Origin of the sequence: Bartonella sp. OT172YNZD, from assembly GCF_042193725.1 — a bacterium.
Lineage (GTDB): Bacteria > Pseudomonadota > Alphaproteobacteria > Rhizobiales > Rhizobiaceae > Bartonella > Bartonella grahamii_A.
Window position 1 is genome coordinate 1 of the sequence record NZ_JBHILZ010000023.1, and the last position, 10,756, is coordinate 10,756.

Consider the following 10,756-nt stretch of genomic DNA (forward strand, 5'->3'; position numbering starts at 1 on the left):
TCTGATTTGATTATCCTTGCGGGGCGCCCTGCTATGGGGAAAACCTCTCTGGCGACCAATATTGCTTTTAATATTGCCAATGCTTGCAAGCGTCATGACAATAGCCAAGAAAATGAAGGGGGTATTGTTGGTTTCTTCTCACTTGAGATGTCAACAGAACAGCTTGCAACTCGCATTATCTCAGAACAAATAAAGGTTTCTTCTTCCGATATGCGTCGTGGTAATATCTCAGAAGAGCAATTTACCAACATCATTTACGCAATGCGTTCCTTACAAACAATCCCTCTTTATATTGATCAAACGGGCGGTGTATCCCTTGCACAATTGTCCGCTCGTGCAAGGCGTCTTAAACGACAACATGGTCTAGATGTCTTGATTATTGATTATATCCAACTCATGACAAGCGGTTCAAAGCGTTCATTAGAAAATCGCGTTCAAGAAATTACAGCCATTACCACCGGATTAAAAGCACTTGCAAAAGAACTCAATATTCCCATCATTGCTTTGTCACAACTTTCGCGTCAAGTTGAAAACCGAACCGATAAACGTCCACAACTCTCCGACTTACGTGAATCTGGTTCAATCGAGCAAGATGCCGACATTGTTCTGTTCGTTTATCGTGAAGAATATTATCTCAAAAATGAAGAACCCAAAGAAGGCACCTCTGAGTATAGCAAATGGCAAGAGGCAATGGAGCAAGCCAAGGGCAAAGCTGAGGTTATTATAGCAAAACAACGCCATGGTCCGACAGGAATCGTTTCCCTTGCCTTTCAATCCGATTTTACATGCTTTAGTGATTTGGAAAAAGAGGAGCAGAAAAACGCGTTAAAGGGAGCTTTAAATACCCTTTAGATAAGGTCTTTAAAGACCCTTTGAGAACACCTTTAAAACTCTTTGAGAAAAAATAAATTGGTACAAAACCTAGTGTCAAAATATACAAAACCTGCTGGCAAGCTACAGTGGTGCCGCATGCCGGATTCGAACCAGCGACCCCATCATTACGAATGATGTGCTCTACCAACTGAGCTAATGCGGCATAGGTTTGTAAGTCAATGAAACAAAACTAATTTGAGGGTAATAGCTAAAAGTACGTATAAAAGCAAGAATGCATTTTTTCAATAATTTATACATATGATTATAATTTGAAGGAGAAGTATGTAAAAGTCAGAGAAAAGTATTCTTTGACCTTAATGCTATAAAATGCTTTCCAATTTACGATAGCACTTAAATTAAGAAGCTGGGAATGTAGATCTTTAGGATGAAAAATGGTGTCAAGATAACTTAGTAAAGATAAAAACATTTTCTGATTCTTAAGAAAGAAATTTGTTGTATAAGTGATTGGGAAAATAAAGATCATCATAAACCTTTTATAATGTGCAAATAAGATGAGTAGAATTATTTGAAAAGTTACTTCTCATTTTTATGGGAAGAAAAAGGGAGGAGGATTAATAAAATTAATCACGTTTTTTTATTTAAGAGGGAGTAAAAATCATGTCGGATGAAGATCGGCTGATAGAACTAGAAATGAAGCTAGTTTACCAAGAAAAATTCATTGAGGAACTTTCTCGAGTGGTAACTGATCAATGGAAAAGTTTGGATGAGATATCTAAAAAAGTTGATGTTTTAGCGAAACGATTTTCAGATTTAAAAGAACAGAGTGTGACTGAAGCTGTTATTTTACCATTTTCTCAATAGAGAGAAGGTGCTTAAAATTTTTCTGCTAATAGTCTCTTGGATTTTTTTAGATGTAATAGGGTGGATGTCACAATGGGAGTAAGATGCGAAATATTCTTTATTACAATTGCAATTATTTACAGATTGGTTTCTGTTTAACGCATTTTGTTAGACTTGTAGAATAATTTTTATAAGCTTCTTCATTAATTTCAAGAAGTTCCAATTTTATAAGGAGTGCTGATATTAGAAGACGTTTTTTTATATGTGATTTCTAGTACTAAAATTAAGAAAAGTTTTTGTAGAGTATGAAGGAACATCCATAAAAATATATGAACTTCAATATGTTAAGTTTTTTCTGTACAGAGTTTTCTATAGATGGGAGTTAGGTTTATTCGCTAGTTTTTATTAAATTGATACAAATGAAGTAGTGTTATCATTATCTATAGAAATCATAACTGAGCCCGTATAATTTATAACTGAGCGCATATATTTATAATAAAGCGTTTTAATCCATTCTGATGATCAAGTGATTTTCAGTTGTTTTAATAGGGTGAGGTGCTCTAAGCGATACCTGTTGTGTATAGTACAGAGAGCTCTAGAAGTTTTTTTCAAGATCAAATGTACTCTTCGTTATATGTATATGATATTTTGTGAAAAGGCTTTTGTTTTTCGTAAGTTAAGATACAAAATACTATTGCTAAAGCACCAAAGATAGACCATGCGGGTAAATAAGTGAGAGTAATGCAAATTGAGGACAGAAAATCAGGCATTACCTTGCATAGAGATTGATTAAGGTGATAGATATCTGTTTGCAGAAGGCTTGTTAAAATTTTATTAAAGGGGGTTGTTGTCCAATGTGATGTGATTACAGAGTGTGCGTTATCAATGACCAATGCTATAATGGTTAGTGTAACGAAAATGAAGGACATTAATTTAAATAAAGGGTGGAGCATATTTTTTCTTAAAACTTCAACGGGACATACGTATAATGCACAAAAAAATAAGGAGTTGCATTATGATAAGAAAATAAGTTTACGTTTGTTTTGTGTTTTTTGAAAGAGGTGCCTAATTTTTCAATAAAAGTTGAGGTTAGGTTCAACAAAAGTAGTGAGGTATGATGTCTGAAAAAAAGCACGAGGAATTGAAGCGTAGCCTTCAAAATCGCCATATTCAAATGATTGCTTTGGGTGGCGTTATTGGGACAGGACTTTTTTATGGGTCAACCGAGGCAATTCAATTAGCTGGTCCCTCAGTTATTTTATCTTATCTTGTCGGCGGGCTTATTATGTATTTCATTATGCGAATGCTTGGTGAAATGTCAATAGAAGAACCGTCTTCAGGAGCATTTAGTTTTTTTGCTTATAAATATTGGGGGAGATTAGCTGGTTTCATAACAGGTTGGAATTATTGGTTTCTTTATATTCTTGTGAGCATGGCTGAACTTACAGTGATAGGGTTTTACCTTGATCATTGGATTTTGATTGATCATTGGAAGACATCTTTTATTGTTCTTTTATTTGTTACATTTGTTAATTTGTTTAATGTTCGTTTTTATGGAGAATTTGAATTTGCTTGCGCTTTGATCAAAGTGGCTGCTGTTATTGGTATGATTATTTTTGGAATTTTTCTCATTGTCACTGGACTAGGGGAAAATCAAGCGAATATTCATTATCTTTGGGACCATGGCGGTTTTTTTCCTTATGGAGCAGTAGGGGTTGTTTTAGCAACTTCTGTAGTAATGTTTTCTTTTGGAGGAACAGAGCTTATTGGTATTGCTGCTGGAGAGGCATCTAATCCACAAAAAACAATTCCAGCGGCTATTCGTCAAGTTATGTGGAGGATTATAATTTTTTATATTGGTTCTATCAGCATTATTATGATAATCAGTCCTTGGAATATGATTGGAAAAAATGGTAGTCCTTTTGTCACAATTTTCGAGACTATAGGAATTCCTGCTGCTGGTCATATTTTGAATTTTGTGGTGATTATGGCTGCTATTTCTGTTTACAATAGTGGCATTTATTCTAATGGCCGTATGCTTTATAGTTTAGCTGTACAAAAAAATGCACCACATATTTTTAGTAAACTGAGTGCTGCTCGTGTTCCTTATATTGCTATCCTTTTTTCATCATTCTGTACGGTGTTGATTGTCGTTGTTAATGCTCTTGTTCCTGATAATAGTTTCATGCGGATCATGGCTCTTGCAACTGCAGCAGCAGTGATTACTTGGGCTATTATTGTTATTGTGCATTTGAAATTTCGCAATGCCCATAAGAACAGAAAAGGCAACTTTACTTATGCGTTTGGTTTATATCCTTACGCTAACTATCTTTGTCTCTGCTTTCTTGCTTTATTATTTTGCATTATGTTTATCAGTGGTTTTGGGCAAAATGGATTGATGACTCGACTTTTTGATATGATAGGAATAAGCGTGCCTTTTCTTGAAACATATATTCCTGTACAGATGCCTGATATGAGTTTGGCAGTCATTATTATTCCTCTATGGTGCTTATTATTACTTTTAGGTTATAAACTGAAATGATAGAGAAAGAAGAGCTAATAAAAGGGATTGATTGGAATAAATCTTGGGGACTATAAAATTTGATGAGGTAACACAAGTTTTTGGTGATTTGTGTGTTTTAAGAAATATTACTGTACAGCTTACCGAAAAACGAATTGCTGTTATAGGTGCGAATGGTTCTGGAAAAAGTACATTTGTTCGTCTTATTAATGGACTCCAATTACCATCTCACGGTTTTGTAAGCGTTGATGGGCTTGATACCAAGCGCGATGCAAAAGCAGTAAAGCGTAAAGTTGGATTTGTATTTCAGAATCCCGATAATCAGATTGTTTTACCATTAGTTGAAGAGGATTTATCCTTTGGTCTCAAAAATTTAAAGCTTAATAAAGATGAAATTAAGGAGCGTGTAGATGAAATTTTACAACGCTATGAACTTCAAGATTTCAGAAATCACGCTGTCCATTTATTAAGTGGTGGGCAAAAACAACTCGTTGCTATTTCCGGTGTAGTTGCAATGAAACCAGACTACATTATTTTTGATGAGCCGACAACATTACTTGATTTGCGAAATAAGCATCGCGTTACGCAAGTGATAGAAGAATTACCACAAACGGCAATAGTTGTATCGCATGATTTGGAGTTTTTGAAAAAGTTTGATAGAGTGCTGGTTTTTGATAAGGGGGAGATAGCAATTGATGATGTACCTTTTGTTGCTATCAAGGAGTATATAAGAAGAATGTCATGATCGGTTTATATATTCCAAGGGATACGTTTATTCATAGGTTAAGTCCTGGAGTTAAGTTATTATTTCTTACGGCGTGTGGAACTTTTATAATAATGGTTTCTTCCATAGCGCTTCTTGGGTTATTTTTGTTGTTGGTCATCTTATTCTATAGAGTCGCCAAGGTCCCTTTCAAAACTGCGATAAAGCAATTTAAATCGATGGGATTGCTTTTAGTTCTTCTATTTGTATTTCAAACTATTTTTAGCGGTTGGCTTACGGGGGTTGAGGTCATATTACGTCTTGTTATCCTCTTTTCTTTATCATCACTTATTTCATTCACAACAAAAGTTTCAGATATGGTAGATGCAATTGAAGCAGGACTCCAGCCCTTTCGTTGTTTTGGTATGAATCCATCAAAAGTGAGTATGGTTATCTCTATGGCGATTAGGTTTATTCCTCTTTTGAGTGAAAAGTTTAATGAGGTACATGAAGCACAGCAAGCACGGGGACTTAACACTAACATTGTCGCTCTTGCGATACCTTTAATTATACGAACCATAAGAATGGCTTCAGAAGTAGCTGAAGCATTGGAAGCGCGTTCTTATGATGCTGATAATTGATACAGCATCTCATAATAATCAAAGTCTTTTATGTGAAAGAAGAATCAAATGAATACAAAAGATTTAGTTTATATTGCGTTATTTGCCGCTATTTACGCTGTTTTGAGTCTTTTTCCTCCTATTTATCTTCCTTTTTTGCTGGGTGTTCCTATTACAGCTCAGTCTATGGCTCCGATGTTAGCAGGCTCTATACTTGGAGCGAAAAGGGGAGCTTTAGCATCACTTCTTTTCCTTGTTCTTATTGCGATTGGGTTACCTCTATTGCCTGGTGGTCGTGGTGGAATCAGTGTTTTTTCAGGGATTGCAAGTGGTTATTTAATAGGTTTTCCATTTGCCGCATTTTTTATTGGTTTAATGGTAGAATTGTTTTGGAAGCGGTTAAATTTTATAACATTATTTGTGATAAATACTGTTGGTGGCATTGGGATAGTTTATTCTTTTGGTGTTCCATGGACAGCGTATATAACCAAAGTTTCTTTACTGAAGGTTTTAATGGCTTCATCAGGTTTTTTGATAGGCGATTGTTTAAAAGTGTTGATTGCATCCTTTGTTGCACTCGCGATTAAAAGATCTGTTCCTCTCATTCATTCAAAGCATAATAAGAATAAGCTAAAATAAATGTATTATTTTGTTATGCTGTTATTATATAATGTTCATATATTACAATAAGTTTATTGAATTTAACTATAGTGATTTATGCTATAATTAAGCATTATAGAATCTAATATGATTTATATAATTAATATTATTAAAATAAATTATTATAGTATTTTCTCTATATCTAAGGAATTTAAAGTGTACTTTAATAAATCTGATACTTTTTATTAATTATATAACAATAACGAAAGCTTTTCCATAGTGAAGGAATAATTCAGTGAATACAAAAGATTTGGTGTATATTAGGTTATTTGCCGCTATTTACGCTGTTTTGAGTCTTTTTCCTCCTATTTATCTCTTTTTTTCTGGGTGTCCCTATTACAGCTCAGTCTATGGCTCCAATGTTAGCAGGCTCTATAGTTGGAGCGAAAAGGGGAGTTTTAGCATCACTTATTTTCCTTGTTCTTATTGCGATTGGGTTACCTCTATTTCTTAGTGGTCGTGGTGGAATTAGTGTTTTTTCAGGAGTTACGAGTGGTTATCTGATTAGTTTTCCATTTGCTACATTTTCTATTGGCTTTATGGTAGAATTGTTTTGGCAGCGGTTAAATTTTATAATATTATTTGTAATAAATACTGTGGGTGGCATTGGGATAGTCTATTCTTTTGGTGTTCTATGGGTAGCTTATATGACTCAGGTTCCTTTAATGACAGTTTTAATAAGTTCATTAGGTTTTTTGGCTGGTGGTTTCTTGAAAGTGCTGATTGCATCCTTTGTAGCGTTGCTATTAAAAAATCGCTCCTCTCATTCATTCGGAAAAAAGGGAGTTCTGTACTAAAGAACAATTTTTGCCAAATGTATGTGGATTAAAAAGTACCACGGAATACCATTCTGTTTTGTCTACTTTTTTATTGGTATTTTTATCTGTATAGCTTTCAAAGGTAGTTATACGAAAATTGAATATTGCAGCACAAAAATTCATTTTTTTGCTTTCAGGAGCAATCCCTAAATAGCCAATTAATATCATTTTATTCAACATGCTTGTAAGTTTTATTCGATTTGCATATTATATGCATAACGCTTTAGGATAATTTATTATTTTTTAATATTTTCAGTTAATTAATCACTAATTTTAAAAATATTAAATTATATTAATTGTACAAAAACATGGATAATTCAGTATTCATTTAAAACTCTTGATATACATAATACCCTTATGAAGCTATTAATATAAGGTATAAAAATAAGATTTGAATGGGATGAAGCTAAAACAAAAAGTAATCTAGAAAACACTGTTTAAGTTTTGAAATAGTTGCATGTATTTTTGCAGATCCATTCTCCATGGCGAAACAAGATCGTATTGAAAACGGAGAATATGGTTAGCAAGCTTGAGGGCTCGTAGATGATTTTTTATTACTATTCGTAGCGCATACTTTCTATGACGATAAAGATTGCATAGAGGTAATCCGTGTTATTTCAGCACGGCGAGCCAACTTGAAAAAGAGAAAACGTTATAAAGAAGAAAGTTCGTTATAAAATTGATGTAGATAACTTATCACCTTTAACAGATAAACAGAGAGTTGAAGTTGATAAACTGGCTGTAAGGCCGAACAGTGCAATTGATCATAGAGATATTCCGCCACTTAATGATGCGTTCTGGAAAAACGCCGTTTTCAATCCATTCTACAAACCAACGAAAACTGTTACAACTGTGCGTGTGGATTCAGACGTGCTAGCGTGGCTTAAAAGTCAAGGAAAAGGATATCAAACACGGATTAACGCCATTTTACGTGACGCTATGTTTTGTTCAATGCCCTAATTTCTTCTCCACTTAAAAGCAGGGAAGGTGGAGTCATATTCTAAAAATCTAAGCAGCTCTCACTGCAGAGTTCTTTAAAACTCGTATTGCCTTTGCAATTAAAATTTTATAGCTTTGATCTTTAGCTAAATGATTCTAAACGATGCAATATATTTTAGATACACCACCTTCTCATAACCACTAAGATAACTTGGCTAGCATCTACCATCTGATAGGACTACAGACATTGTGATTATGTTGACTTTATGAATACCATTAACTTCCTTTCTTATAAATATAAAATAGATCCAGCCACAGAATTAGTTAATATCAATGGTGCTGATAAATTTTTAGAGGAAGGAAGATACCGTTTTAACCGTGATAATCAATGTGCTACCTTAATAATCGAAAAGTTTTCTGTGAACTCGAAGATCTGCTATTGGATTTACGTTTTAACAGGAGAAAATAGTCCTTATAATCCTGAAGTAATTGATTCTGAAAACGATTTTCAGAATATTCTTAACCCACGTTCTAAAAATTAGATTGAACAGAATAAGCAATATTTTGGGATTTTGATTCCTATAGAGTTCACTCTTTTTTCTTCAAATAAAGAGTTAAACAAATTCTTGCAGTTACACTATAAAAAATCTTTTCTCCCAAAAACGATTGATATCTTACCGGATATTGTTGGTAAGGAAGAGTTCGAAAAAAAATAGCGTTTAATTAAAGAGATAAAACTGAAATATACACAACCAAAACAATCAGACTTTTTTTGCAATGCAATCAGAAGACAACTTGCTAAAGATGGCTAAACTTTTGTTGGGTGAATTTCCCACGGATGATTATACTGAAATAGAATTCGGCTTGGATATTAAATTTAAAGAAAAAAATAATTTAAAGGAGTTTTTTTGAACTTTTTAAAAAAATATGAAGTAAATCCCGTATTTAAAAATATAATTTTTGTTGGAAAGACACATAATAATTTTGATATAATATTTAATACTGAAAATTATTAAACATAAATTTGCTATTAAAACAAGTAAAAATGATAATGGTATTTATAATGAAGGCAATATAAAAGAAAAATTAAAGCATGAAATCATAAATTTTACTGTATGCTCTTTAATAGAGCACTGTAGCGTGTAAATAGATATATTTATTAAACTGCGTGTACGCAACATAAGTAAGAATACACACAATAAAAAAATTACCAAAATATAATATTTGAATACCCAAGAGAAATATCTAAGTACCAAAGTACGGTATCCAATGAAAAAGAAACTTGTGCTTCGCATACTTAGAAATAACAGGCAAAGAAACAGTTTCTTTATAAATACTTGGGAAAATTAAAACGACAAGCGCTAAAATTATTAATTTTAGGAGACTGTGCATATACTTTTGTAACTCACAGGTTAATCTCTTCCAACCTGTTGTATTGCCGCATTTATATTGTGGGTTGTTTTGTAACTCAGAAGGGATATTAGAATTGCATAAAATTGCAAAAACAGTTGTTACTATCACCAAAGAAATAGACGCGAATGTCAAAATACCCTGAATAAAGTCAAGATTTTTTCTTATTCCTGAAAAACATACCAATGTAAAAATTATAACGCTATAAAAGGCTTTTCGCTGCTTATCTGTAAACATATTTATTTCCTGTGGAAAAATTATGATCTCAATTTCTTAAATTATTTTCTGATATAAAGACACAAACTATCTTTTAGTTTTTTCAGCATTTGCTTTTCTTTTAATAGCAATGCCCTCTATTGCATCCAGTTGCTTTTAATATTTTAGTTAACCTCGTCTATGATTTATCTATAGTTGATGATAGCTTTGAACACAGAGCTCCATAATCCCACACTCTCGCTTGCATTTTGATACCCAAATCTACCTTTCAAAAAATCCTATAGCATTGGCAACCATTTCATAAAGATTAAAGAAAAACTCTGTATTTCAAAAATACACGAAAGGGACTCATAACTGCCGCAATATTTTTTGCGCTGATGCTGGCTATTCATGTTTTAAAAAACAAATATTTTGAAATTGGCGTATCCTAAAATCCTTAATTTGTATTAATGGATTTATTTACTATATAAATTTGATACTACAGAGCCATTTTCGCTTCTAGAAATATATTGTACATTAAAAAAACTTTTTAATCACTCTTTAAATGCATATCCAATCCACAAATCATCAGCAGTTTTTATGTAAGGAAGATGAGGCAATTCTTTAGAGAGGTTATCAGCATAACGAGTGCGATATTCTGAATGAAGCAGACCATAACCATAATAAAAGATATCATCTCTTGTTATAGTCTCATTTTGATAAGACGCTTTAAAATGTGCTAATCTCTCATTTGTGATGGCATTACACCGCTGTAAACCAGTTGTTGTGCTGTCTTCTATAGAATTTATAAATAAATGGGTTTGTTTTTTGTTTTTATGTTTAAAGGATTTAGCATCTTCATAAAGATATCCTTTTTTATTATGGCTTTAGTAGGATAAACAGATTAAAATTTCTTTAAAACTTACGTCTGTAACGCCATTACAAACTCTCTTTTTTGCTTCTGTCATAAATAGATTGTAGTTGTGATGTTTTTTCTTATCAGGCGATAATAAGTGGTAGTATCTTATTGTCTCTAATATGTAACAGTTCCAATAAATTAGGTATATTCTATGAATAACAGTCTTTACGTGAAGCTCCAAATTATATTACATGCAACACCTCAAAATTAAGAAGCATATAGAGAGTATGATTGTCATTTAACAGTGTAATTATACAATCTTCAAAAGCGGGGGGAAATGATATGGTTTGCACAACA

The 10,756-nt window shown here is 32.9% G+C and carries 7 protein-coding genes, 1 tRNA gene and 5 pseudogenes; 9 read left to right on the forward strand and 4 right to left on the reverse strand.

What is annotated here, in order from left to right:
• A partial coding sequence (locus ACFIJS_RS08075) for a DnaB-like helicase C-terminal domain-containing protein (protein WP_375651072.1) occupies nt 1–852 on the forward strand: 852 nt, incomplete at its 5' end.
• 108 nt (nt 853–960) lie between these two features.
• Here the strand turns inward: ACFIJS_RS08075 and ACFIJS_RS08080 are convergent.
• Nucleotides 961–1,036: transfer RNA gene (locus ACFIJS_RS08080), tRNA-Thr, on the reverse strand.
• A 455-nt stretch (nt 1,037–1,491) separates the two neighbouring features.
• Between ACFIJS_RS08080 and ACFIJS_RS08085 the strand changes: the two genes are divergently transcribed.
• From ACFIJS_RS08085 to ACFIJS_RS08110, 6 genes and pseudogenes are all read left to right on the forward strand, one after another.
• On the forward strand, nt 1,492–1,695 hold the full coding sequence (locus tag ACFIJS_RS08085; RefSeq protein WP_375634991.1) for a SlyX family protein: 204 nt from the start codon (nt 1,492–1,494) through the stop codon (nt 1,693–1,695).
• A gap of 1,096 nt (nt 1,696–2,791) precedes the next feature.
• Nucleotides 2,792–4,216 (forward strand): amino acid permease, encoded by a 1,425-nt coding sequence (locus ACFIJS_RS08090; protein ID WP_375651077.1) that lies wholly within the window; start codon nt 2,792–2,794, stop codon nt 4,214–4,216.
• A 43-nt stretch (nt 4,217–4,259) separates the two neighbouring features.
• Nucleotides 4,260–4,940 carry an energy-coupling factor ABC transporter ATP-binding protein gene (locus ACFIJS_RS08095; protein ID WP_375618715.1) on the forward strand — a complete coding sequence of 227 codons (681 nt, stop codon included), beginning with the start codon at nt 4,260–4,262 and terminating at the stop codon, nt 4,938–4,940.
• Nucleotides 4,937–5,591: pseudogene (locus ACFIJS_RS08100) on the forward strand (energy-coupling factor transporter transmembrane component T family protein). Before ACFIJS_RS08095 ends, ACFIJS_RS08100 begins: the two are co-directional and overlap by 4 nt.
• The gene (locus ACFIJS_RS08105) at nt 5,588–6,157 is read left to right on the forward strand and encodes a biotin transporter BioY (RefSeq protein WP_375651074.1); all 570 of its coding nucleotides are present in this window, start codon (nt 5,588–5,590) and stop codon (nt 6,155–6,157) included. Before ACFIJS_RS08100 ends, ACFIJS_RS08105 begins: the two are co-directional and overlap by 4 nt.
• Before the next feature lie 256 nt (nt 6,158–6,413).
• Nucleotides 6,414–6,958 (forward strand): annotated as a pseudogene (locus ACFIJS_RS08110) (biotin transporter BioY); the annotation flags it as partial.
• A gap of 38 nt (nt 6,959–6,996) precedes the next feature.
• Here the strand turns inward: ACFIJS_RS08110 and ACFIJS_RS08115 are convergent.
• A pseudogene (locus ACFIJS_RS08115) lies at nt 6,997–7,176 on the reverse strand (single-stranded DNA-binding protein); the annotation flags it as partial.
• Nucleotides 7,177–7,650: 474 nt separating this feature from the next.
• On the opposite strand from ACFIJS_RS08115, the gene ACFIJS_RS08120 reads away from it, so the two are divergent.
• On the forward strand, nt 7,651–7,956 hold the full coding sequence (locus ACFIJS_RS08120) for a BrnA antitoxin family protein (RefSeq protein WP_375651078.1): 306 nt from the start codon (nt 7,651–7,653) through the stop codon (nt 7,954–7,956).
• Between the two features lie 245 nt (nt 7,957–8,201).
• Nucleotides 8,202–8,477 carry a hypothetical protein gene (locus ACFIJS_RS08125; RefSeq protein WP_375651075.1) on the forward strand — a complete coding sequence of 92 codons (276 nt, stop codon included), beginning with the start codon at nt 8,202–8,204 and terminating at the stop codon, nt 8,475–8,477.
• Nucleotides 8,478–8,993: 516 nt separating this feature from the next.
• Here ACFIJS_RS08125 and ACFIJS_RS08130 read toward each other — a convergent pair.
• Both ACFIJS_RS08130 and ACFIJS_RS08135 read right to left on the reverse strand, forming a co-directional pair.
• Nucleotides 8,994–9,582, reverse strand: a pseudogene (locus tag ACFIJS_RS08130) (hypothetical protein).
• Nucleotides 9,583–10,118: 536 nt separating this feature from the next.
• Nucleotides 10,119–10,409 (reverse strand): annotated as a pseudogene (locus ACFIJS_RS08135) (type ISP restriction/modification enzyme); the annotation flags it as partial.
• Nucleotides 10,410–10,756: the final 347 nt, after the last annotated feature.

Excerpts from the sequence above, each read along its gene's own strand:
- ACFIJS_RS08085 (WP_375634991.1), top strand. The coding sequence starts at position 1,492 with ATGTCGGATGAAGATCGGCTGATAGAACTAGAAATGAAGCTAGTTTAC.
- ACFIJS_RS08090 (WP_375651077.1), top strand. The coding sequence starts at position 2,792 with ATGTCTGAAAAAAAGCACGAGGAATTGAAGCGTAGCCTTCAAAATCGC.
- ACFIJS_RS08105 (WP_375651074.1), top strand. The coding sequence starts at position 5,588 with ATGAATACAAAAGATTTAGTTTATATTGCGTTATTTGCCGCTATTTAC.
- ACFIJS_RS08125 (WP_375651075.1), top strand. The coding sequence starts at position 8,202 with ATGAATACCATTAACTTCCTTTCTTATAAATATAAAATAGATCCAGCC.